Below are 22,418 nucleotides of genomic sequence, written 5' to 3'. Positions count from 1 at the left end.
ACCTTTCAACCCTTCGGCTATTTACAAACAGCCCGTCTCTCGCGGATTGCATCGCCAAAGGCCCTGAACAACGCTGCATAGAAAATATCCTCAGGATATTGCCACTCGGGATGGAATTGCACACCGACGGCGTAGCGGCTGTAATCGGCCAGCCGCACAGCTTCCACCAGCCCATCGGGAGCGACAGCTTCTACTTGCAGGCTCGCCGCCAACCGATGAACACCCTGGCCGTGAACAGAGTTGACCCGCACTTGCCGGGATCCGGCGAGGGTGGCCAACAACCCGCCCGGCGTCAGGGTAATGTTGTGGGCATAATCGTACTGGCCTTCTCTGGGGAGGCTCCGGTCTTCCCGGTGATCGAGCATCCCCGGCACTTCATGCACATACTGATAGAGCGAACCGCCAAGAGCCACATTCAGTTCCTGCATGCCGCGACAGACCGCAAAGAACGGGATGTTTCGTTCGATGGCGCGGCGAATCAACGGCAGGACGGTGGTGTCGCGCTGGGGGTCCAGCAGGTTACCGGAACGACTTGGCTGACCATAGTACTGCGGGTTAACGTTAGAAATATTGCCCGTTAGAAACAGTCCATCCAGCGAGTCCAGCACCTCATCCGGGGAACAGATGTCCGCAAGGGAATGCAGATCCCGGCCGGTACCCACCGCAGGTAGCATAACCGGTCTAACACCGGCACCATGGGCCAGTGCGTTGATATATTTTTCACCGCTGCCATGAAAGGGATGCAGTCCCTGCGTCACCACATCACAGGGAATGCCCACCACCGGCCAGTGTCCAGCCATGCTCACCTACTCCTGAATTGCGTGTGGACAACCCACCACACCGGGTTTGCACTTCTGGTTTGTATTCCTTTTTAGATCTCCTGTTTGCACTGTCAAATAACACCCTCTGCCTTTAGCTGCTGCAGGGCAGCTTCATCCAGTCCCAACAGCCCGCCCAACACCTCGGCATTGTGACTGCCCACCTCGGAGCCGGGCCAACTGGTGTTACCGGGGGTCTCGCTGAGTCGGGGGATCATCGCCGGAATTTTCAGCGGTTCACCATTGATCTCCACCTGCTCGAACAGGCCCCGTGCATTGAAGTGAGGGTCCGTCAGCATATCGCCCGCGTGATAAATCGGTCCTGCGGGTACCCGCTGCTCGGCCAGCAACGTCAACAGTTCTGCACTGGGAAGTTCGCTGCACCAGGCCGACAAGGCGCTATCGATCTCCTGCTCGCACTGCACCCTGCCGGCATTATCGGCACAGCGGGGGTCCTCTGCCAGATCCGGCCTGCCCGCCGCCAACATCAAGCGTTTGAAGATGGAGTCGCCATTGCCGCCGATCACCACGTACTTTCCATCGGCGCAGCGATAGGTGTTGGTAGGTACGATACCGGTCACTGTGGTACCGGAGGGTTCACGGATAATACCAGCGCCATCGTATTCCGGCACCACCGCCTCCAGCAGATTGAACATCGCCTCGTAGAGCGCCACATCCACCACCTGCCCCACGCCGCTGGACTGTCTGGACAGCAGCGCCAGCGCCACACCGAATGCTGCATGCAACCCGGCAATACTGTCGCCAATGCTGAGATTGGGTCGCACCGGGGCCTCGCCGGGAAACCCATTCAAATAACGAAAGCCACTGATCCCTTCACACACCGAGGCAAAACCGGGTCTGTTTGCATAGGGACCGGTCTGGCCGTAGCCGGAAATACGGGTGTAGACCAAGCCGGGATTGGACTGTTTGAATTGCTCTGGCCCCAGCTCCCAAGCTTCCATGACCCCAGGCCGGAAATTCTCGATCACCACGTCGGCCCCGTCGATCAGCTGCTTTGCCAACTGCCGCCCCCGCGCCGTCTTCAAGTCCAGGGTAATGCATTTCTTGTTGCGTCCTAGACTTCGCCACCACAGTGATGTGCCGTCCCTGACCACCCGCCAGTTGCGCAGCGGATCGCCTTTCCCAGGCGGTTCAATCTTGATCACTTCAGCCCCGAAATAGGCCAGCAGTGCCCCGGCGAAGGGGCCGGCCAATAATTGGCCGAGTTCGATCACCCGGTATCCCGACAAGGGCTTCATTTCTGTCACAACTTTCTCCCGGTTATAACAACACGGCCAACAATACTGGTACGGCAACCAGCGCCATGACGGTGGAGGCCACCACAATACCCGCCACTGCGGTCGGCTCCTGGTCATACTTCAGAGCCAGTAGATAATTGAATACTGCCGCAGGCATAATGGCCTGCAGCAGCACCACACCCCGGGCAGTGCCGGTAATCTCCAGACACTCAACCACCAACCAGGCCATCACCAGGCCACCGCCAATTCGCAGCACCGAGTAACCCAGACTCCGCCACCATCCCGACGTACTCAGCGTGGAGAGGGAAACACCCAGCGTGATCAGCATCAGTGGAATGGTGAACCCGGCCAGCAGTTCAACAGACCGGTCAAGCCATTGCGGCAGGTCGATATTCCCCACCAGAAGAACGAGTCCAATAATGACCGCAAGTATTAACGGTTGAAAGGCAAAGCCTTTCAATATTGACCAGATATTGCCGGATTGCCTGTCGAGTAGCGGGATGCCAAATACCATCATGGCAGTCATCTGTACGATGAAAAAGCCCACCGCCAGGGCCAACCCTTCCTGGCCAAAGGCAAACAGGCAAAGCGGCAACCCCATATTGCCATTGTTGGGAAACGTCACCGATGGCAGCAGCGCCCGGAGATCGCCGCCGGAGGCACGAATGCCCCCCCAGCCCAGCAGTGCTGAGCCGGCCAGAACAAACGCAGCGGCACCGGCAACCTCGGCAAACTCCGACCCTGAAATCTCCGATCGACTGATCGCGGAGACCACCAGACAGGGTGCACCGATATTCATCACGGCACGGGTGACGAATTCCGCGGTGTAGGGCACCCGGGAGCGGCCCCAGCAATAACCAATGGTGATGGCGATCAATACCGGCGCCATCACATTCCAGAGAGCCAGAAACATTATTTGTTGAACCCCGATAATTCATCTGTTCGCGGCGTTATACTGCACCTGTGCAGCGCGTGAAAGTGCAACATACCGCAAGGAACTTTCACCTGCCAGCCATCTCTAAGACCGCTAGCATTACTGGGCTTTCACTATGGGGTATTCACTAAAATATACTACCGGCGCGTTGATGCTACTGCTTACCTTTGGCAGTCTGCCCGCTGCTCAAGCTGACACCCCGGCTGACCTACCGGAAACGGGCACGGTTGAACAGGGCTCCGGGCAACACGAATCCGCCCGCCAAACTATCGAGAGTGACCCGGCTCACGGCGAAACCACTGCTCAGGCAGAAAAGTCCGACCTCCAAGCCGCCGAAGCCGCCGAAGCCGCCGAAGCCGCCGAAGCCGCCGAAGCCGCCGAAGCCGCCGAAGCCGCCGAAGCCGCGAAGATTATTGCCGATTACCAGTCGGCTATTGACCGGCGCGAAGCACTAGCCGGTCCTTTTGATCCGGAGTTATCCGAGTTGACCTTTGCGCTGGGCAAAACCCTGCAGCGCCAGAACCGCCTGAAAGAGGCTATTCAGGCCTTCCGTCATGCCATGTACGTGAATCGTGTTAACAACGGCGTTTACAGCCTGTCCCAGGAACCGATGTTGCGCGGTATTATCAACACCCACATCCAGCTCGGACTCATCAGTGAGGCCGCCGAAGCCTACCAGAAACTACTCTGGCTGCACCGCAAAACCTATGGTACCGATGATCCCCGCATACTCCCGCTACTGGACGAAATCGGTCAATGGCACCTGCGGGCCTACAATGCCCGGGGACACAGAGATGATATTTACCATCTGAATGTTGCCCATGGCGTCTACAATCGGGCACTGGCCATCACCGCGCAGCAACATGGCGAGGATCATCGCAGCATGACCGGGCTGTTGTACAACTCGGCAATGACAGACTACTACCTCGACAGGCATCAGAAAAAATACGCCAACAGTTGGGAGAATACAGACCTCCTGTCTGAGCGATTTCAGCAGGCGCGCTGGGTGGCCGACGACCCATTCCTCAGCAAAAACTATTTTCAGAACGGTCGCCGGGCTAATGCCAGGATGATTGATATTCTGGAACAGGACCCCTCGGCATCCGCGGCCGACAAAGCTACCGGTTATATCAAAACCGGTGATTGGTTTATGCTATTCAATCTAACCGGCCCGGCCATTGACAACTATCAAAAAGCCTACCGCGTCTTGCAACAGACGAATGACACAGCACTGATTGCCGCGTTGCTGGGTGAGCCGAAAATGCTGCCCAGGCCGATCGATTCGGCCATTATGGAGACCGAATCCGTGCTCACGGCCCAAACCACCTCCACCGAACGCTCATCAGAACAACAGGAAACCCCAATGCCCGACATCACAGAAATTGTGACCAGCCCGTCAATACCCGCGGCCTATGTGATGCTTGCCGTTAATATCTCCGAAAAAGGGCAACCCCGCAAAATCACAACATTGAGTGTTTCCCCGGAAGGGGGCGATGGGCTGGAACGCCGGGCAAGGAAAACCATTATTGATACCAAATTCAGACCGCGCTTTGACAATGGCCAGCCTGTGCCAACCGAAGCATTGCCGGTCAAGGTCCTGATACAGTAGTCTCCCAATGATGAATCGATCATTTCTCATAATGTTACTCAGTGTTGGCCTGCTCAGTGCGCCGGGATGTCAGAGTCCGACCCAGTCCCCCACGGCGCAGTCCCAGCAGCCTCCACAACCGCAAGCCCAGTCACCGGCAACAGAGGAGGCCAACGAGCAGGACAGTCCTCCGGAAACGGCTTCGACGACAGGCGAGAGCCAGTCCAGTGACGTCAGTGAGCCCAGCGAAATGCCTGAAGCCAACCCGGATCAGGGTAGTCCGGCAAACCAGCCATCGCCCCCACCGGGTGGCGCACTCAGCGCAGATGAGGAAATTGCGGTTCTCGATCAACGGCTGGATGCCTCCATGGCCGAATTTGACGGTATGATTATGGATGCACGGGCCGCCGCTACCGAGAGGGAACAGGACAGCGACGGTGAAGGGGCACCCGCCGACACGGGAGGCCCCCTGTTTGAAGAGGCAGATATCACCGAGGAACTCGGGGGCGGTCCATCAGGAAGACCCGGCGATGAAGAAGCCAGCGGCCCGGACGGCGCCAGCGAACCACCATCGGGACAAGCCACCACCTACGGTGGAGACGGTGCAATCATCGGTCGCAGTGGAGGCAGTACGGTTCCAGCAAATATTCCCGATGGCCACGATGACGATATTGTGGCTCGCCAGATCCGTGAGGCAGCCATGAAAGAACAGGACCCGGTATTGAGAGAAAAACTCTGGGACGAGTACCGCAAATATAAAGAGGGGCGATAACAGGTTGGTCAACTGGAAGTATCTACTACAACGGGTATTCGTATTGTCTGCGCTGCTGTTATTGGCGGCCTGCAGCACCAACCGGGTCACCAGTACAGTCGTGACACCGCTGGAGCAGCAGACTGCGCCAGTGGTTGAGTCACAGCTACTCGACTTGGCAGTGCTGCCTTTCGAGCCCGGTCTGGAAAACATCGAATCGGACGATACCAGTGTCTCGCCAACCGTGCGCACAGCCGAAGCACAGTACCTGCCAAACCAGCTGGCCGCGACCATTCAGAAAACCGGCGCCTGGGGCGCAGTGCGACTGGTACCCGGTAGGGAAACGGTCACAGAGGTCTATGTGGCCGGGAAAATCGTCGCCTCCAACGGCGAAACACTGGCACTGGATATCACCGTCACCGATTCCAGCAATCGCCACTGGTATACCAAGTCCTACACCGAAACGGTGGGCAACTATGCCTACAACCGGCAAAACCAGCTACAGCGAGATCCGTTTCAGGGCCTTTATAACCGGATTGCCAACGACCTCCTGGAATACCGTCAGCAGATGAGTGCAGAAAATGTCAATAAACTGCGCACCATAGCGGAACTGCGATTTGCGCGGGACTTTTCCCCGGAGGCGTTCAGCGACCATATCAGGGAGACACCGGGTGGCCAGCTGGAAATCAGCCGTTTGCCGGCAGAGAATGACCCTATCCTGCAACGCATCCGGCAGATTCGCCAGCGCGACTACCTTTTCATTGATACCATGCAGGAACATTACGACGCCTTTACCCGCCGCATGGACAGCCCCTATCAGGAATGGCGAGCCGCCAGTTACAACGAGCTCGTGGCCCTCAGAGAACTGAAACGCCAGTCCCGCAATCGCACCATCGGTGGAGTAGCCGCGATTATTGGTGGCATTCTGGCCTCCGGCAGCAACAGCGGTTCCGGACGCGCTGCCGGGGCAGTGGCTATCGGTAGCGGGGCCCTGCTGGTAAAAAGCGGTCTGTCAAAAAGAGCCGAACTGCAGATTCATGAGGACACACTCGCCGAGCTCGCCCAATCACTTGAAGCCGAGATAGAACCGAGAGTCATTGAGCTGGAAGATCGCACAATCACTCTGACCGGCAATGCTGCCGCCCAATATGCACAGTGGAAAACCCTGCTGCGGGAGATTTATCAGGCCGAACGCGGTGGAATTTAAGCCCCATGAGCGGAAGTAACGACCAGGACCCGATCAGGCCGAGCGACATAGCATTTACTCCTGTCACCCCCGAAGACAGCCGCAAAGCGGATAACCTGCCCTGGCAACAACGACCCGCCAGCTGGGTAGCACTGGCTCTCTGTGTGCTGCTGGCGTTGGTGGTGATCTTTGTACTCCCGGCACTGATTCAACCGCCGGACACCCCCCCCGTGCCAATTGTATCTGACCGCACGGCGGCCCCGACGGCAGAATCACCGTTCCGAGACGCACAGTTAGCCACAGCGAGACGTGCGGCACAGGATGTATTGAGCAAGATTCTTGAAAAGCAGGCCTTTCTTGAGAGCAAAAATGTAGAACTCTGGGACAGGGAAGCCTTTGACAGGGCACTTGCGGTTGCTGCAACCGGCGATACCCACTATCGCCAGCGCGCCTTTGATCAGGCACAGGACGCCTACCAGTCAGCCCTGAATCAACTCACCACACTGGAAACGTCTATCCCTCAACGAGTCAGCGACGCACTGACGGCGGGACAAACCGCACTCAATAACGGTGATGCCGAAGAAGCAACCCGGCAGTTTGAACAGGTGCAGGCCATCGCGTCGGATAATGCCGAGGCGGCCCGCGGCTTGTCCAGAGCCGAGGTACTGGACCAGGTCACCGAGCTGGTGACAGAGGCTACCATTGCCCGGCAAAACAACGACCTGCCCCAGGCCAGAACCCTCTACCGGAAAGCCCTGGAGCTGGACGCTGACCACACGCCCGCCGCTGCCGGACTGGAAGCCGTCAATGCCAAAATCCTGGACAATCGGTTTAATGAGGCCATGAGCCGTGGTTACACCGCACTGGAACGCAACCAGCTGGACAGCGCAAAAACCGCGTTCAAACAGGCCCTGCAACTCAAGCCAGATGATCCGGCGGCCCGCAGCGGACTTACCCAGGCATCCAGTGCCGCCACCAAGCAAACCCTTCAATCCCTGCTGAGCCAGGCCACAGCACTGGAAAGCCGCGAACAGTGGCATCAGGCCCGGGATACCTACGCCAAAATTATGGCGATCGACAGTTCCGTGATGGAAGCCCGGCTGGGACAGATTCGAAGCAATGCCCGCGCACAACTGGACGACCAGATTCGCGGCATACTCGATCAGCCGCTGCGTCTGTCATCAGATAACGTACGACAAGAGGCTCAACGGATTCTGGCAGACGCACGAGCCATCAAGTCTCCCGGCGCCAAATTAAAGGAACAGATCAGCCGCCTGGATCAAACAATGAAAACAGCGACCACCCCGGTTCAGGTGGAGCTGGTGTCCGACCAGGACACCCTGGTCACACTCTACCGACAGGGCGAACTGGGTAAATTTCAACGCAAGCAGATCTCACTGATTCCCGGAAAATACGTCGCAGTGGGAACCCGTCGCGGCTATCGGGATGTACGGGTGGAGTTCCAGCTTGGCCCGGAAGGGCTCAGTCAACCGGTGGTAGTGATCTGCAAGGACCCGATTTCGTGACCGAACATCGACAACAGCCTCAGACTATCGAGCCGGCAACCTTTGTCCCCCTGGGCGAGACCGTTGCCAGCAGACGTTTCACTGTCAAACCCCTGACGGGCATTATCGCCGCGGCACTGCTGGTGAGCGGCCTGGTTCTGGGATTTTTGTTCACTGCCAAATCGGTGGTCGTACAAGTCAGCCCCGCCAGCGCCGACCTCTCGATCAGCGGTGGCATCACGTTCAAGCTGGCTGACCACTATCTGATTCGTCCGGGAGATTATCGGATAAGTGCCATGGCTGAGGGCTACCTCCCCTTGCAACAGGCCTTTTCAGTCGGTCCCGACAAGCATCAGTTGCTGGAACTGGCGATGGCTAAAAAACCGGGCCATCTGGAGCTTTCCAGCACCCCCGCCGGTGCAGAGGTACTGGTAAACGGCGAACATGCGGGAACAACACCCCTGACGGTTCGTGACCTGCCACCGGGCGATCACCAACTGGTCGTCCAGGCCCCGCGCTATTCCCCCGCAAAAGACACCGTGACCATCGTCGGACTGGATCGCACCCAATCACTGGCCGTGACCCTCGCACAGGCCTGGGGTCAGGTTCAGTTAAGCTCCAAACCCAGCGGCGCGGAGGTCATTATCGAGGGCGAGTCGCGAGGCCGCACCCCCCTGATCACAGAACTCCTTGCCAAGGGTGAGAATGTCCGTGTGCAGCTAGAGGGGTTCAAGACCTGGCAGCAAAAACTGCGCGTCGACGTGGGTGAAACCCTGACACTGCCAGAGATCATTTTCGAGCCCGCCGATGCGACCCTCTCAGTGACCAGTTCACCGAACGGTGCCACCGTAACGGTAAACGGTGCCTATCGGGGCGTCACACCACTGGATCTCGAATTGCCGCCAGACCAGTCACACCAGCTGTCCTTTTTTGCCAACGGCTATGTCACCAGTAAACAGGCCCTGACGCTGTCTGCTGGTGAGAAAAGGCAACTGTCGATCACCCTCAATGCGAGCATGGGGAAAATCCGGGTGTCCGCCAGTCCGGCAGATGCGACTGTCTGGATCGACGGGGTAGCAAGGGGCAAACCGGGGCAGACCTTCAGCCTGCCCGCCCGCCCCCACCGGATAGAAATTCGCAAGCCCGGCTACGCCACTGAAACACGCACCATCACACCAAAACCCGGACTCGATCAACTGGTACAGGTAAAGCTGCTCACTGAGCAGGCGGCCAGGTGGGCCAACACACCCACCAGCATTACCAGCAAAGCGGGGCAGGCATTGACACTTTTCCGACCCGAGGGCGCTTTCAAGATGGGCGCACCGCGCCGTGAAAGCGGTCGGCGGGCCAATGAGGTGTTGCGCGATGTGCAACTGACACGTCCATTTTACCTCGCCACCAAAGAAGTGACCAATCGGCAATTCAAGCAGTTTGCCCGTCAGCACAGCTCATCACATGTGCGCGGCACAACGCTGGATCAACCAGAACAACCGGTGGTCAATGTCAGCTGGGATCAGGCTGCCCGTTATTGTAACTGGCTGAGCGCCAGAGAAAATCTGCCGCCTTTCTACAGAGAGTCCGGCGGCAAGATCACCGGCACCAACCCCGCTGCAAACGGCTACCGCCTGCCCACTGAAGCGGAATGGGCATGGGCGGCACGGGCCACCTCCGGCGACGCAAAACGCTTTGGCTGGGGACAGCAATTTCCACCGGCCGACGGTGCCGGAAATTTTGCCGACAGCAGCGCTTCGAGAATGGTTGACCAAGTCCTGACCGGTTACAACGACGGTTTTGCCGTCTCCGCCCCAGTGGGCAGTTTCTCCGCCAATCACCGGGGGCTCCACGACCTGGAGGGCAATGTGGCAGAGTGGGTCAATGATTATTATGGTATTGAATTCAGTCTTGGTAGCAGTGCCGAAAAAGACCCCACCGGCCCGGCTTCCGGTGAATTTCGCGTGATTCGGGGAGCCAGCTGGCGCCACGGCAATATCATTCAATTGCGGCTGTCCTACCGCGATTACGGTCTCGATGGCCGGGACGACCTGGGCTTCAGGGTGGCGCGCAATGTGGAGTGATATCCTATGGCGCTAAAGACTCTCAAGACCTGCCTCGCGGCGCTGCTGATAGGCGGACTCCCGATCTGCCTGATCGCCAATCCTAATGCTAATGAACCGGAGCAAGGCAAAGAGCCAGACACAAAACAGGTGACAGGCGCGTCCGGCAAGCAATCAAGCGACGATGCCGCCAGCTCACCACCAGCCAAACCGGCCCCGTCAAGCACGTCGCGGCGGACAAGCCCGGACTTTTCCCCGACGGAAGAAATTTCCGAGGATATTGCCATCCCCTTCCCGGTGGATATATGACATCCTCACACAGCCATCACAACCCTGCCAGTTATCATCAAACCGGCCCGGATATTTGCGGAGTAGCCACCTATGCGGAATAACACCTCCTCGGAGTTTCTCTACCAGCTGTTCGCCCTGATTCTGGCCCTGATTCTGGTGCACAGTTTCTACGTGACGCTGATCCGCCCCAACGCCAATGCCATTTTACAGGAGCAGTTGGCCCGGGAGGCTGCCGGCGAAGCCTATGTGGCAGAACGCTCTTTTTACATTGTGGTGAAGGATTACGAACAGGAAGCCTGCTTTATCCTGATGCTGTGGGCCTTTGCCATCATGGGTTACAAAGCGCGGCGCACTGTCAATGAACGAAAGCTGCTGTCCCTACCACTGCTCGGTGTCAGCGAGGGCAGCCGTGTGCTGCCGGAGGATGCGCGACAAATGTCCCGTCCTGTTCAGGCATTGCCCGAGGCACAACAGGGCTATCTGGTGCCCCGAACACTGCTGGCGGCACTACAGCGCTTCGGTTCCACGCGCAATATCCAGGACGTTTCCAGCGCTGTGGGCGACGTACTGGACACCGAATCCGACCGACTCGACTCGGAATTATCCATGGTTCGCTATATCGCCTGGGCGATTCCATCCATCGGTTTTATCGGCACGGTTCGCGGTATCGGAGAGGCCCTCAGTCAGGCACACAAGGCGGTGGAAGGCGATATTGCCGGTGTCACGGCCAGTCTTGGGGTAGCATTCAACTCCACATTTATTGCTCTGGTTATCAGTATTGTAGTGATGTTCATGCTGCATCAACTGCAGCTGCTCCAGGAACGGCTGGTGCTGGACACCCACAGCTACTGTGACAGCAATTTGCTGCGTCACCTGAAAACCGACTGAACAGCGGGACAGACCACATCATGAGTGTTGCCATCATCGAATTGAATGACGCAGGTATTTGCTGCGTAAACGATCGGGGTGATTTGACCGTCAGTCCCGGCTATGCACTGCTCACCCCGGAGGGTATTACCACCGGCGAGGCCGCCCTGCAGCGCGCCTACCTCGAACCACAACAGAGTTTCAACCAGTACTGGTGGCAACTCAATCTCTCCCCCCTGCCCGTCACCAGCAAGCACGCGCGTCACTACGCCGATATGGCCTACGCGCAACTTCTGGCACTGCACCGCGACAGCGGTCACCCGGATCAGGTGGTCTTTGCCGTTCCCGGAAGTTTTGACCGGGGCCAGTTATCCATTCTGCTGGGCCTGGCGAAAGCCTCGCCATTTGAGGCAACCGGGCTGGTGGACGCCGCCGTGGCGGCCGCCAGTCACGCTGACGCAATCGGGACCCTGGTTCATTTGGATATTCAGCTCCACCAGACCGTGATTACCCGGCTTAATGTGGCGCAGCAGATTGAGCGCACCGGCGTGGAAATCATCAGCAACGTTGGCCTGAAAACTTTCCATGACCTCTGGGCACAACACATTGCCAACCAGTTTATCCGCCAGTACCGCTATGACCCCCTGCACACCGCTGCGGGAGAGCAACAGCTGTACAACCGTTTGCCAGTCTGGTTATCGGCACTGCAGGGCCAGGCGGAAATCACTGCCGAACTTGACAGCCCACAGGGACATTACCGGCTGGTACTCAGTCGCACCGAGCTGCTGGCCAGCAGCGCATCGCGATTCCAGCTGTTGCAGGGCAAACTGTCGGACCTGAAAACCAATGGCGAGACCCTGCTACTCAGTCATCGCGCCGCGCAATTGCCGGGCATCCGGGAGCATCTCGCCCCGTCTGCCACGCTGGATGAGAACGCCGCCATTACCGGTTGTCGAAATCACCTGGAGGTCATCACCGGTGACCCCGAAAATCTCCACTTTATTACCCGGCTTCCCTGCAGATCAGCTGCCACGAGCACGGCAACAGCGGCGGCGTCCGAACAGACGTCTGAGCCGGAGCCCCAGCCGGACGTAACCCTGTCAAAAGCCTCCGCCGCTGCGACCCACCTACTTTATCGACACCGGGCCTATGCCATCGGCAATCGTCTGGCGATTACGCGGGATGGCGATCAATTGCGTTTTACACAAGGCGCCGGGGGCGACTGCTGCCTGGTTCGCGAACAGGGCAGTGTGCAGCTCAGGGCCGAAAGCTCTGCTGTCGCGGTCGAAGGTGACCCCGCGGACCTGCGGGCCGGCGACAGTCTCCAGATAGGCGGCGATCAGCTGGACCTGATCGAGGTGACCTGATTTGCGCCGCTCGAAACACAGGATAAGCGCCTTCAGCCTGTCGTTCCTCGATATCATGGCCTGTGGTTTTGGCGCGGTTACCCTGCTTTTCCTGATTCTCAAACATGACGTAACATCCCTGGAATCCGCTGATCCCCTGCTGAATGCGGAAGTGAATCTGCTCCAAGAGGATTTGCGGGTCGGCGAGGAAGCGCTGGTGGAGCTGCGCAACAGCCTGGCACGCGTCGATGAATCACTGGTGGAAGCACAGGGGTTATCGGCGAGGGTGGTCGCCGATATCGAAAAAACCCGCCGCGAACTCAGCGCCCAGGCGGACCCGGAACAGCAAATCGAAATCCTGCGCAAGCAGGTCGAAACCCTGGAACGGGAAACTGCCAATCTTCAGGAGCAGGGGAATGCCGACAATGTGCGGCAGTTTATCGGTGATGGTGAACGGCAGTATCTGACCGGTTTGAAACTGGGCGGGAAGCAAATCCTGATCCTGGTGGATGCGTCAGCCAGCATGCTGTCGGACTCTATTGTCAACGTGATCCGACGTCGCAACATGAGCGATTCCGTCAAGCGAAACTCCGAGAAATGGCAGCGGGCCATCCGCACCACCGAATGGCTGGTAGCGCAATTACCCCAGGACAGCCGCTACCAGATCTATGTATTCAACACCGCAGCCGAGGCGGTTGCGGGCGACGACCGGCGCTGGCGGGATACCGCCGACCGCCAGGGTCTCGATAGTGCCATCAAAAAACTGACACAGGTGGTGCCCGCCGGGGGCAGCAGCCTGATCAATGCGTTTCTGGCCATTAACAGTTTCGATACACCACCGGACAACCTGTTTTTAATCACCGATGGCTTGCCCACCCAGGGCAGAAAACCCTCGGGGTTCAAAACCATCACCGGGCGGGATCGCCTGAAGCTGTTTGCCGAGGCCACACAGATGTTGCCCCGTCGCCTGCCGGTCAACATTCTACTGTTTCCGATGGAAGGTGACCCCATGGCAGCGGCCAGTTTCTGGCAACTGGCCCTGTCCAGCCAGGGCTCTTTCATGAGCCCTTCGAGGGACTGGCCATGAGTATCCGCCGGCGCAAAGAGCGGAGTAATACAGCCGAGATCAGCATTTCCTTCCTGGATGTCATCAGCTGCGGGTTCGGCGCGATCGTGCTGTTATTGCTGATCGCCAAAACCGTCGACTCGACGGCTTTTGAGGACTCGGTGCAACCGGCGGAGGGCAGCGTGGCCGAATTACAGCAGCAGGTCTTCGAGATACGAGGGGAAGCCCGCATTTTGAATCGCGATCTGCTATCCAAGGAGGAACAACTCTCCGATATTCGCCAACGCATCGCCCGGCTGCAATCCGAGCTGGCCAGCGTTCGCCGACAGCGGGACGCCGTGGCGCAATCGGATACCACCGAACGGGATAAGCTGACACTGGCCCTGCAGGTGCTCACTGAGGAAATGGCACGCCTGAAAGCTCGGCAGAGGCCCGACAAACGATCATTGATTGGCGGCATACCGGTGGACAGCGAATACATCGTTTTCATCATCGACACCTCTGGCAGCATGTTCAATTTTGCCTGGCCACGACTGCGCCAGGAAATGATCAATATTCTCAATATCTATCCCAAGGTAAAAGGTATCCAGGTGATGAACGACATGGGGGGCTATATGTTCTCCACCTATCGCGATAAATGGATTCCCGATACACCGGCCCGGCGCAAGGCGATTATCGACCGGCTGGCCAGCTGGACACCCTTCAGCAACTCCAGTCCGGTGGAGGGTGTACAGCATGCGATTCGCCGGTTCTATGCGCCGGACCGGAAGATCAGCCTCTATGTGCTGGGTGACGATTTCACCGGGCAGTCCATAGCGGAGGTCCTGAGCAGTGTCGAGAAAATCAACCGGGAGGGGCGCAGTGGACAGCAACTGGTTCGTATCCATACGATCGGTTTCCCGGTACATTTCATGGTCAAGGGCGGCAATCTGCAAACGGCGTCAAGATTTGCTGCGCTGATGCGCGACCTGAGCTATCGTAACGGAGGAACTTTTGTCGGGCTGAACGGCCTCAAACCTGAGTGATCTATGACACAACCCCAAGCGTCAATGAATGTGTACTGCCGGACTTTGCGGTTACTGACCTCTTTGCGTCTACTGCCAATTGTCGTGGCACTGACCCTGCTGATCGGTTGCAGCACCAATGTCACGGTCAATGGTGATTACCCCTCCGCGCTGGTTGCCCGACAGCCCCTCAGCGTGGGCCTGGTTCTCGATAACAGCTTCAGCAGTTATCGATTTACCAGTGAGAAAGATAACCGTCAACCGGTCACCATGGCATTAGGGGAATCCCAGGTACAACTCTTCAATCGGGTGTTCACCGATATGTTTCAGAGCAGCGCGACCCTGAAAACCCTGCCCACCGGCCAGAACACCCTGGATTTGATGATCGTGCCCGAAATTACAGAAGTACAGCTGGCCACACCCATGGAGACCCAGTTGAACGTCTACGAGGTGTGGCTGAAATACAATCTGAAAGTCTACGACGGCAATGGCCAGCCTGTCGCAGACTGGATGATGAGCGCCTATGGTAAAACCCAGAGCCGCTTCCTCAAGTCGGATGAAGAGGCACTGAATCAGGCCACCGTGATGGCCCTGAGAGATGCGGGGGCACGGCTGCTGACCGGCTTTCAGCAAATACCGGAAATTCGCCAGTGGCTGGCCAACCGTGAAGCGCCCGCCAAATTGAGCCAGAGGACAGAGCGGTGAGAGGTGCCCTCCCCTGGATCCTGTTGTCCGTGCTCGCGACCAGTGCCTGTGGCACGTCCACCCAAGTCGACGAATTTCGTCCATCCAGCACCCTGTTGCCGTTGAACGACAACGAGAAAGTGGTGGTGGTCGGGCGGCGGCACAGCGGCGCCTACGAAACCGACCCGGACTTCATCAATTGTATCGGCACCAGACTCGCCAATCGGGGGCAGCTGTCAGTCATGCCCGAGCAACAGTTTCTCGACAGTTTCTACCCATGGTTTGAACCGCGCATGGCACCGCTCGGGCTCAAGCGCATGGGAGGCATGCTGGAGGATCCACTGATCGGCAAGCGGGTCCGTGAACTGGGTATTCGCTACATGATCTGGGTGGACGGCAATACCGAGACCACAGAAAAAAGCGGTGCCATCAGCTGTGCTGTCGCCCCCGGGGGCGGTGGTTGCTTTGGTTTTTCTTCCTGGGACAAGGCCGCCAATTATGAAGCGATTATCTGGGACCTCGACAAATTGGGCGAAAAGGGGCGGGTGCAGGTAGACAGCAAGGGATCATCGTATTTGCTGGCGGTGGGTGCACCAATCCCCTTTATCGCCAGGGTTCAGGGTGAAGCCTGCGAAGGGATCGGCACCCGACTACAGAGCTTTTTTGCCCCGGCGGGCCCCGGCAGCCCGTGATGTTTGCCATGCAACTGGGTTTATCGCAATACCGCGTGCTCCTGTTGATAGCGCTGCTGGGTTGCTGTTGCGCTGCGATGGCTGCGGGCAAGCCCCCGGAAACGCCAGAGGAAATGCACCGCGAAATTATCGCCAATATGCCACTGGTGGAGGGCAAACTGGCTGACTATGTCGACCAGGTTGGTCAGCGCATTGTCCGCCACTCGGATCAGGCCGGGGATTCATTTACGTTCACGGTCATCGACAACCCCGATATCAATGCCTTCGCCCTGCCGGACGGCTATGTTTACATCCACCGCGGTCTGATTGGCTATCTCAACTCCGAAGCCCAGCTGGCAGCCGTGCTGGCCCATGAAGTCGGCCACGTCACGGCGGGGCATCACGCCCGCCAGAAGCGGGCCCAGACCGGATCAAAATTCGTTGCGGGACTGCTCGCCATTCTCACCCGTAGTATGGAGGTGGGTCAGGCCAGTGCACTGTGGGGCGCATCCATGGTCAGTGGCTACGGACGGGATATGGAGCTTGAAGCCGATGAAATCGGTAGCCGCTACCTGTACAAGTCCGGTTATGACCCCCAAGCCATGATTGAGGTGATCACCATGCTGAAAGATCACGAACGGCTGGAAAAAAAACGGGCCCTAGAGTCCGGTCGGGAACCACAGACCTACCACGGCCTGTTTGCCACCCACCCACGGAATGATCAGAGACTGCGGGAAGTGGTCAGCAACGCAGGATCGACCCCGAATGACATGAAGGTTGAACACAATGTCACGCCCTTTCGTATTGCCACTGATGGCATGGTCTGGGGTGAAAATGTTGCAACGCGACGACTGCCGGAGAATGTCTACCTGAACGAAGAACTGGCCTTTATGATAACTTTTCCCAAAGGCTGGCAATTCAGTGAACAGCCGCCACTGGTCAACGCCCACAACGACACCGGCGATGTCAAGATCTCGGTCACGGCGATGAATCGCACCAGAGTCAGCCCCGACCAGTTCATCAAACAACAGCTGGGGATTCCCCTGCTCAAACAGTCTGAACCCCTCGCCCAGTTCCGTCTTCAGGGTCATACCGGTCTGATACCCGGCACACAGGGACAGTCGGACCAAAGGCTGGCCCTGATCTACTACGGCTACCGCGCCTTTGTTTTCCGGGGAACACTGGAGCGCAGTGCCGATCAGTCACTGGGCAACCGGCAACTCATGGACATTATTGGCAGCTTTCGACCCGTATCAAAACACAGCCTCCAGTCCGCTGAAACAAAGAATATTCACTACGTAAAAGCCACCAAAAACAGCACGTTTGCTCTGTTGGCACAACACCTGAAATTGGGTCAGTACGGGGAGGATGAATTGCGCATCATCAATAATTATTACCCGGTTGGGGAACCGAAGCCCGGCGAGTGGATCAAAATCATTCGTTAGAACTGGCTCGTTGTCATGGTATTGCCATCACACTTTCATGCTGAGCCATCACACTGGACTGGTCATCAAGGAGGTAGCCATGAACCTGAACCACAGAGAACCTGACAGAATATTGCCAAAACCGACGATTCCCCAACATACTGCGTCACAGGAAGTGATTCATTACAAACCTCTCCCCCGCCAATGGCAGACAGATCACCGGGAGACTGATGACCAGACTGTTTGTCTGGAGCAAATTGTCTTGAACAGTGATCTCGATTTTTTCTAGGCCCGTCTTTTTTTCCGGGTCCGTCTCTGTCGCCGCTCCACAGCACTGCGCAACTGGCATGGCGGCTTACTGTACTGAGCATTCAAAAACCGCTAGGATGCTTAATGCTCAGGCACCGTCCCGCGAAAGCATTAAATGGCTATCCGTGCGTTTACCTCGACCGCCTATCGACAGAAAAAGTGGCCTGAAGCAATATCACGGCGGTGACTGATACCAATAAACTGCATTGTCAGAGAGAGAGTTTACTGATGGCCCTGCACAACAATCCGCAACCCAGCACGCACCTGACCACCCAATACATCATGACCTATCTGGCACCGCTGGATCCGCCTGTCTCAATTGATTCGGGGCTGATGATTGTCAATGTGCGTCCCGGTGGCTGGGTCAGGGGTCCTGACATCAATGGCCAGTTCATTGCGCCGGGTGCCGACTGGCTGCGCATTATGCCAAGTGGTACTTTCCGGCTGGATGTGAGGGGACTGATCGAAACAGATGATGGTGCCCATATTTATATGAGCTACAACGGTATTATCAAAAACTCCTCCGAGAGTGCAGAGCGGCTCAGCAATGGCGAGTTGCTGACTGATAAGGATATCCCCTACTTTATCGCCGCGCCCACCTTTCAGACCTCGGCGGAGAAATACGCCTGGCTCAACGATATTCAGTGCATAAACAAGATGACGGAAATCCAGTTTGGACCCGAAGGGTACGTCAAGTACGATGTTTTTTTTATCAGCTAACCTTGGGGCTGCCTACAACCAGCAGGCCGGGCCTAAAAATCCATAGCAAGAAACGCAGAGCCGATCCACTTCACGATGACAAATAAGGAGAACAACACCATGTCAGACACCAATCGAGTATGGCGTTTGCGCAAGCGTCCTGTCGGAGAGATTACCGATGATGTATTGAGCCTTGAGCAGGAAGCCATTCCGGAGCCCGGTGAGGGCGAGTGCCTGTTTCGTCTCAATTACCTGTCACTGGATCCCACCAATCGGATCTGGATGAGCGACATGGAGCAGTACATGGAACCGGTGGCGATCAATGCCCCGATGCGTGGCGTCGTCTGCGGCACCGTGATCAAAAGTAACACCCCCGAATTCAAGGCCGGTGATATTGTCAGCGGTATCGGCAGTTGGGCAGATTACCAGATCGGCTCACCTGCCACCGTTGGCCTGCTGGGTGAAGTTGGCGATGTGCCTGTCATCGATGCATTTGGCACACTGGCCCTGGTTGGCCCCACCGCCTATTTCTGTCTGCTGGAGATCGGTGACCCACAACCCGGTGAAACCGTGGTCGTTTCCACGGCAGCAGGCGCTGTGGGATGCCTCGTTGGTCAGATCGCCAAGATCAAGGGATGCCATGTGGTTGGACTGACCGGCTCAGATGAGAAATGTCAGTGGATTACCCGAGAGCTCGGCTTTGATGCGGCCATTAACTACAAAACCGAAAATGTCGCAGAGGCGCTCGCCAAGACTTGCCCAAACGGCATCGACGTCTACTTTGACAACGTCGGTGGAAAGATTCTGGACGAATGTCTCAAGCAGATGAACCTGCATGGCCGTATCCCCACCTGCGGGCTGATCTCCCAGTACAATGCCACTGAACCAGTACCCGGTCCCTACAACTATGACCTGATTCTGATGCACCGCCTGAAAATTCAGGGCTTCATCATCCTGGACTACATGGATCGCTACCCAGAAGCGACCGAAGCACTTATTGGCTGGATGAAGGAAGGCAGACTGAAGGCTCGTCTGGATGTGTCAGAGGGTCTGGAAACTGCCCTGCAGGCCGTCAAGAAACTGTATACCGGTGAAAATACCGGCAAACTGATGGTCCGGGTCAAAGACGCCTGACCGGCCGTTCACCTTCCTGGGCAAACAAGCGGGGCTGCTGTTGAGGCGGCCCGGCATTCCCGGACAGTTTGATTGATTTTCCTCGACTGATTATCCAGAGATGCCATCATGTCCTGCTGGCTGTTCAAATCCGAACCCGACGTTTTCAGCATCGGTCACCTGGCTGCCGAACCGGACCAGCAATGCCGGTGGGATGGCATTCGCAACTATCAGGCGCGCAATCATCTGCGCGACCGGGTCAAACCGGGAGATCAGGCGCTGTTCTATCATTCGAGCTGCAAGGCGGTGGGAATTGCAGGGATCATGGTCATCACCAGCGCAGGTTATCCTGAACCCGACCAGTTTGATGCGGCGAGCGACGGCTATGACCCGGACAGCACGGCCGACAAACCGCGCTGGTTCTGTGTGGATGTAAAACTGGTCAGGAAATTCGCGCGGTTGATACCACTGTCGGAGTTGAAACAACAGGGGCCCCTGCAGGATATGGTGCTTTTCAGACAGGGGAGGTTATCCATCGTCCCTGTCACTGACAAGGAATGGCAGGCGATTTTGCATCTGGCCGGTTAAACCGCACCGATCATTCTGGCGAAAAACCAGGCGACGCCACCCATGGCCGCCACCACAATCCACCACAGGAACAACAGACTGAAGCGAAATGGTTTTCGCTCCACGGAATGAATGCCCGAGTTGACCACCTGGCGGATTCGCTCCAGATCTTCCTCTGAATACTCTTCTTCGCTTCTCATACCCATAAATTATTCACCACTGGTTAATTGGTTTTTTGCCGTCAAAAAATCCGGCTTCAGGAATGGCTTTGCCTGTTCCGGGGTCGGGTCCGGCAACCATGGTACTGCACCGATCATGGGGCATGGCAATCGGGCTTGCAAGCTTGCCAGGGTCTCATGGTAGCGGTCCATTTTCTCGGGGCAAACCTGGTTGGCAACCCAGCCTGCCATCTTCAGCCCGTCCCGCTGGATCGCCTCTGCCGAAAGCAACGCGTGATTGATACAACCAAGCTCCATCGCCACCACCAGAATTACCGGCAATTGCAGAATTTTGGCCAGATCAGCGAACGTTTCCCGCTCGTTCAGGGGCACTCGCCAACCGCCCGCCCCCTCAATCAGCAAAAGGTCCATCGGTTGCAGCATAATGCCCCGGCAGAATCCTGCCAGTCGCTCGGCACTCAGCCGCCGACCCGCCTCTGCAGCGGCAATATGCGGGGCGGTCGCCGGTGCCAGCGCTACCGGATTCACTTCATCATAGGACAACGGCAGACTCGACTGGGCCAGCAACGAAAGGGCGTCGGCATTGCGGAGCCCCTCATCCGTGACCTCACACCCGGCAGCCACCGGTTTCAACCCGACAGTAGTCAATCCGCTATCGCGGGCCGTGGCCAGCAACGCGGTACTGATCAGGGTTTTGCCAACACCGGTATTAGTGCCTGTCACAAAAAAACGTTTAGCCATTGCACGTTACCACCCTAAATGATCTCCCGGATTGCAGGCCATTGACCCGGTCCATCACAGATTTTTTTACAGGCCGTGAGGAAGTACGGGTTATTCACTGTGAATTTTCCCGACTTCCGCCACAGTCTTACCAATCGCCTCGACCAGCGCATCCACCTGGTCGTCGGTGTGCTCGGCACAGAGGGTTATGCGCAATCTTGCACTGCCCACAGGAATAGTGGGAGAACGGATCGCACCCACCAGAAATCCCCTGGCACGCAGACCCTCGCCCACCCGGTAACAGAGCGCGTCATCATGCAACATGACCGGCTGGATGGGCGTCGGTGAATTCAACAACTCCAGCCCGAGTTCGTCGATCCCCGTCCTGAACCGTTCGATCAGGCTGAGCAGTTTTTCACGGCGCCAAGTTTCTCGGCGCAGTATTTTCAGACTGATGCGAGTGGCCGCTGCCACGGAGGGAGGCAATGCGGTGGTATAAATGTAGGTGCGGGCATACTGGATCAGGGTTTCGATCAGGGCATCGGAACCGGCCACAAAAGCACCGAAGGTACCAAATGCCTTGCCCAGCGTTCCCATGAGCACCGGCACATCGGTGACATCAAGCCCATAGTGCTCTGTCAGACCACCGCCGTTTTTTCCCAGCACACCAAAACCGTGAGCATCGTCCACCATCAACCAGCCACCCTGTTCGGCGCAGGCCCGGGCCAACGCTGGCAGCGGTGCCAGATCCCCATCCATGCTGAACACACCATCAGTGACAACCAGTTTTCGGCCATGTTCTGCCTTGCCCAGTCGCCGGGTAAGGTCGCCGACATCGGCATGCCGATAGCGCTGGCAGGAGGCATTGCTGGCCAATCCGCCATCCAGCAGGGACGCGTGGTTAAGACGATCCTGATAGACGTGATCGCCCTTGTCTACAAGAGCCCGGATGGCACCCAGATTGGCCATGTAACCGGTGGAAAACAACAGCGCACGGGGACGGCCGGTCAGCGCGGCCAGTTCTTCCTCCAGGGCATGATGCTCCTGAGAATGGCCATAGACCAGATGGGAGGCACCACTGCCGACCCCATAGGTTTCAACACCACGGCGCATACTGTCGATCACAGCCGGGTGACTGGCCAGCCCCAGATAATCATTGCTGCAAAAGGCCACGCAGGTTTTGCCGTCCACTTGCACAATACTGTTTTGAGCCGACTGCAACAGGTGTCGACGGCGATACAGGTTGTCAATCTGACGCTGATCCAGTCGCGCCTGTAACACCTGATCCATGGATGATGTCATCTGACCCTTCCCCCCGGGTAAGCGAATCCACTGCCCCGGCGATGATCTGTGATAAAAATACTGCGAATACGGAGGGTGTCG

23 protein-coding genes are annotated in these 22,418 nt (G+C 57.4%); 17 read left to right on the top strand and 6 right to left on the bottom strand.

Annotated elements, in window-relative coordinates; genetic code table 11:
* Window positions 1-17 precede the first annotated feature (17 nt).
* The 3 genes from U740_RS05940 to U740_RS05930 form a co-directional block, all read right to left on the bottom strand.
* Window positions 18-800 (bottom strand): gamma-glutamyl-gamma-aminobutyrate hydrolase family protein, encoded by a 783-nt coding sequence (locus tag U740_RS05940; protein ID WP_036859685.1) that lies wholly within the window; start codon window positions 798-800, stop codon window positions 18-20.
* Window positions 801-892: 92 nt separating this feature from the next.
* Window positions 893-2,077 carry a CaiB/BaiF CoA transferase family protein gene (locus U740_RS05935; RefSeq protein ID WP_036861438.1) on the bottom strand — a complete coding sequence of 395 codons (1,185 nt, stop codon included), beginning with the start codon at window positions 2,075-2,077 and terminating at the stop codon, window positions 893-895.
* Window positions 2,078-2,099: 22 nt separating this feature from the next.
* Window positions 2,100-2,990 (bottom strand): AEC family transporter, encoded by an 891-nt coding sequence (locus U740_RS05930; RefSeq protein ID WP_036859684.1) that lies wholly within the window; start codon window positions 2,988-2,990, stop codon window positions 2,100-2,102.
* Between the two features lie 172 nt (window positions 2,991-3,162).
* Here U740_RS05930 and U740_RS12110 point away from each other — a divergent pair, with 172 nt between their 5' ends.
* The 17 genes from U740_RS12110 (at window position 3,163) to U740_RS05840 (ending at window position 20,157) form a co-directional block, all read left to right on the top strand.
* Complete coding sequence (locus tag U740_RS12110) at window positions 3,163-4,620, top strand: tetratricopeptide repeat protein (RefSeq protein ID WP_051921243.1); 1,458 nt, start codon at window positions 3,163-3,165, stop codon at window positions 4,618-4,620.
* 7 nt (window positions 4,621-4,627) lie between these two features.
* On the top strand, window positions 4,628-5,371 hold the full coding sequence (locus U740_RS05915; protein ID WP_036859677.1) for a hypothetical protein: 744 nt from the start codon (window positions 4,628-4,630) through the stop codon (window positions 5,369-5,371).
* Window positions 5,372-5,414: 43 nt separating this feature from the next.
* Entirely contained in the window at window positions 5,415-6,557 is a 1,143-nt protein-coding gene (locus tag U740_RS05910; RefSeq protein WP_235189820.1) for a hypothetical protein, read from the top strand.
* Between the two features lie 5 nt (window positions 6,558-6,562).
* Window positions 6,563-8,062 (top strand): tetratricopeptide repeat protein, encoded by a 1,500-nt coding sequence (locus U740_RS05905; RefSeq protein WP_036859674.1) that lies wholly within the window; start codon window positions 6,563-6,565, stop codon window positions 8,060-8,062.
* Entirely contained in the window at window positions 8,059-10,116 is a 2,058-nt protein-coding gene (locus U740_RS05900; RefSeq protein WP_036859671.1) for a PEGA domain-containing protein, read from the top strand. Before U740_RS05905 ends, U740_RS05900 begins: the two co-directional genes overlap by 4 nt.
* A 6-nt stretch (window positions 10,117-10,122) precedes the next feature.
* Complete coding sequence (locus tag U740_RS05895; RefSeq protein WP_036859669.1) at window positions 10,123-10,404, top strand: hypothetical protein; 282 nt, start codon at window positions 10,123-10,125, stop codon at window positions 10,402-10,404.
* 72 nt (window positions 10,405-10,476) lie between these two features.
* Entirely contained in the window at window positions 10,477-11,274 is a 798-nt protein-coding gene (locus U740_RS05890) for a MotA/TolQ/ExbB proton channel family protein (protein ID WP_036859667.1), read from the top strand.
* A gap of 20 nt (window positions 11,275-11,294) precedes the next feature.
* Complete coding sequence (locus U740_RS05885) at window positions 11,295-12,620, top strand: hypothetical protein (protein ID WP_036859665.1); 1,326 nt, start codon at window positions 11,295-11,297, stop codon at window positions 12,618-12,620.
* Between the two features lies 1 nt (window position 12,621).
* Window positions 12,622-13,686, top strand: coding sequence for a vWA domain-containing protein (locus U740_RS05880; protein ID WP_036859664.1), 1,065 nt, complete (start codon window positions 12,622-12,624; stop codon window positions 13,684-13,686).
* On the top strand, window positions 13,683-14,690 hold the full coding sequence (locus U740_RS05875) for a VWA domain-containing protein (protein WP_200877055.1): 1,008 nt from the start codon (window positions 13,683-13,685) through the stop codon (window positions 14,688-14,690). Before U740_RS05880 ends, U740_RS05875 begins: the two co-directional genes overlap by 4 nt.
* Before the next feature lie 3 nt (window positions 14,691-14,693).
* Window positions 14,694-15,374: a hypothetical protein gene (locus U740_RS05870; RefSeq protein WP_152556794.1), complete on the top strand. Its 681-nt coding sequence runs from the start codon at window positions 14,694-14,696 to the stop codon at window positions 15,372-15,374.
* Entirely contained in the window at window positions 15,371-16,045 is a 675-nt protein-coding gene (locus U740_RS05865; protein WP_235189819.1) for a hypothetical protein, read from the top strand. The genes U740_RS05870 and U740_RS05865 overlap by 4 nt, the downstream gene beginning before the upstream one ends.
* Window positions 16,046-16,053: 8 nt before the next feature.
* A complete protein-coding gene (locus U740_RS05860; RefSeq protein ID WP_160172052.1) occupies window positions 16,054-17,469 on the top strand; it encodes a M48 family metalloprotease in 1,416 nt (471 codons plus the stop codon).
* A gap of 79 nt (window positions 17,470-17,548) precedes the next feature.
* Entirely contained in the window at window positions 17,549-17,737 is a 189-nt protein-coding gene (locus U740_RS05855) for a hypothetical protein (protein ID WP_152556793.1), read from the top strand.
* Between the two features lie 203 nt (window positions 17,738-17,940).
* A complete protein-coding gene (locus U740_RS05850; protein ID WP_051921240.1) occupies window positions 17,941-18,477 on the top strand; it encodes a DUF3237 domain-containing protein in 537 nt (178 codons plus the stop codon).
* A gap of 99 nt (window positions 18,478-18,576) precedes the next feature.
* Window positions 18,577-19,590 (top strand): NADP-dependent oxidoreductase, encoded by a 1,014-nt coding sequence (locus U740_RS05845; protein ID WP_036859660.1) that lies wholly within the window; start codon window positions 18,577-18,579, stop codon window positions 19,588-19,590.
* Between the two features lie 108 nt (window positions 19,591-19,698).
* Window positions 19,699-20,157, top strand: a complete 459-nt coding sequence (locus U740_RS05840; RefSeq protein WP_036859658.1) for an EVE domain-containing protein — start codon at window positions 19,699-19,701, stop codon at window positions 20,155-20,157.
* On the opposite strand, the gene U740_RS05835 is transcribed toward U740_RS05840, so the two are convergent.
* The 3 genes from U740_RS05835 to bioF form a co-directional block, all read right to left on the bottom strand.
* Window positions 20,154-20,342 carry a DUF3094 domain-containing protein gene (locus tag U740_RS05835; protein WP_235189818.1) on the bottom strand — a complete coding sequence of 63 codons (189 nt, stop codon included), beginning with the start codon at window positions 20,340-20,342 and terminating at the stop codon, window positions 20,154-20,156. The genes U740_RS05840 and U740_RS05835 overlap by 4 nt on opposite strands.
* Before the next feature lie 3 nt (window positions 20,343-20,345).
* Complete coding sequence (bioD, locus tag U740_RS05830) at window positions 20,346-21,056, bottom strand: dethiobiotin synthase (RefSeq protein ID WP_036859656.1); 711 nt, start codon at window positions 21,054-21,056, stop codon at window positions 20,346-20,348.
* 90 nt (window positions 21,057-21,146) lie between these two features.
* Window positions 21,147-22,337, bottom strand: a complete 1,191-nt coding sequence (gene bioF / locus U740_RS05825; RefSeq protein WP_349677632.1) for an 8-amino-7-oxononanoate synthase — start codon at window positions 22,335-22,337, stop codon at window positions 21,147-21,149.
* Between the last annotated feature and the right edge of the window lie 81 nt (window positions 22,338-22,418).

The organism is Porticoccus hydrocarbonoclasticus MCTG13d (genome assembly GCF_000744735.1).
Classification (GTDB): domain Bacteria; phylum Pseudomonadota; class Gammaproteobacteria; order Pseudomonadales; family Porticoccaceae; genus Porticoccus; species Porticoccus hydrocarbonoclasticus.
The sequence above is the reverse complement of the archived record's forward strand: the minus strand, read 5'-3'. Positions and strand labels throughout refer to the sequence as shown.

Coding starts and splice junctions, on each gene's coding strand:
- U740_RS05840 (WP_036859658.1), top strand. CDS start 19,699: ATGTCCTGCTGGCTGTTCAAATCCGAACCCGACGTTTTCAGCATCGGT.
- U740_RS05890 (WP_036859667.1), top strand. CDS start 10,477: ATGCGGAATAACACCTCCTCGGAGTTTCTCTACCAGCTGTTCGCCCTG.
- bioF (WP_349677632.1), bottom strand. CDS start 22,337: ATGACATCATCCATGGATCAGGTGTTACAGGCGCGACTGGATCAGCGT.
- U740_RS12110 (WP_051921243.1), top strand. CDS start 3,163: ATGCTACTGCTTACCTTTGGCAGTCTGCCCGCTGCTCAAGCTGACACC.
- U740_RS05860 (WP_160172052.1), top strand. CDS start 16,054: ATGCAACTGGGTTTATCGCAATACCGCGTGCTCCTGTTGATAGCGCTG.
- U740_RS05905 (WP_036859674.1), top strand. CDS start 6,563: ATGAGCGGAAGTAACGACCAGGACCCGATCAGGCCGAGCGACATAGCA.
- bioD (WP_036859656.1), bottom strand. CDS start 21,056: ATGGCTAAACGTTTTTTTGTGACAGGCACTAATACCGGTGTTGGCAAA.
- U740_RS05895 (WP_036859669.1), top strand. CDS start 10,123: ATGGCGCTAAAGACTCTCAAGACCTGCCTCGCGGCGCTGCTGATAGGC.
- U740_RS05940 (WP_036859685.1), bottom strand. CDS start 800: ATGGCTGGACACTGGCCGGTGGTGGGCATTCCCTGTGATGTGGTGACG.
- U740_RS05835 (WP_235189818.1), bottom strand. CDS start 20,342: ATGGGTATGAGAAGCGAAGAAGAGTATTCAGAGGAAGATCTGGAGCGA.
- U740_RS05870 (WP_152556794.1), top strand. CDS start 14,694: ATGACACAACCCCAAGCGTCAATGAATGTGTACTGCCGGACTTTGCGG.
- U740_RS05935 (WP_036861438.1), bottom strand. CDS start 2,077: ATGAAGCCCTTGTCGGGATACCGGGTGATCGAACTCGGCCAATTATTG.
- U740_RS05845 (WP_036859660.1), top strand. CDS start 18,577: ATGTCAGACACCAATCGAGTATGGCGTTTGCGCAAGCGTCCTGTCGGA.
- U740_RS05885 (WP_036859665.1), top strand. CDS start 11,295: ATGAGTGTTGCCATCATCGAATTGAATGACGCAGGTATTTGCTGCGTA.
- U740_RS05855 (WP_152556793.1), top strand. CDS start 17,549: ATGAACCTGAACCACAGAGAACCTGACAGAATATTGCCAAAACCGACG.
- U740_RS05875 (WP_200877055.1), top strand. CDS start 13,683: ATGAGTATCCGCCGGCGCAAAGAGCGGAGTAATACAGCCGAGATCAGC.
- U740_RS05915 (WP_036859677.1), top strand. CDS start 4,628: ATGATGAATCGATCATTTCTCATAATGTTACTCAGTGTTGGCCTGCTC.
- U740_RS05930 (WP_036859684.1), bottom strand. CDS start 2,990: ATGTTTCTGGCTCTCTGGAATGTGATGGCGCCGGTATTGATCGCCATC.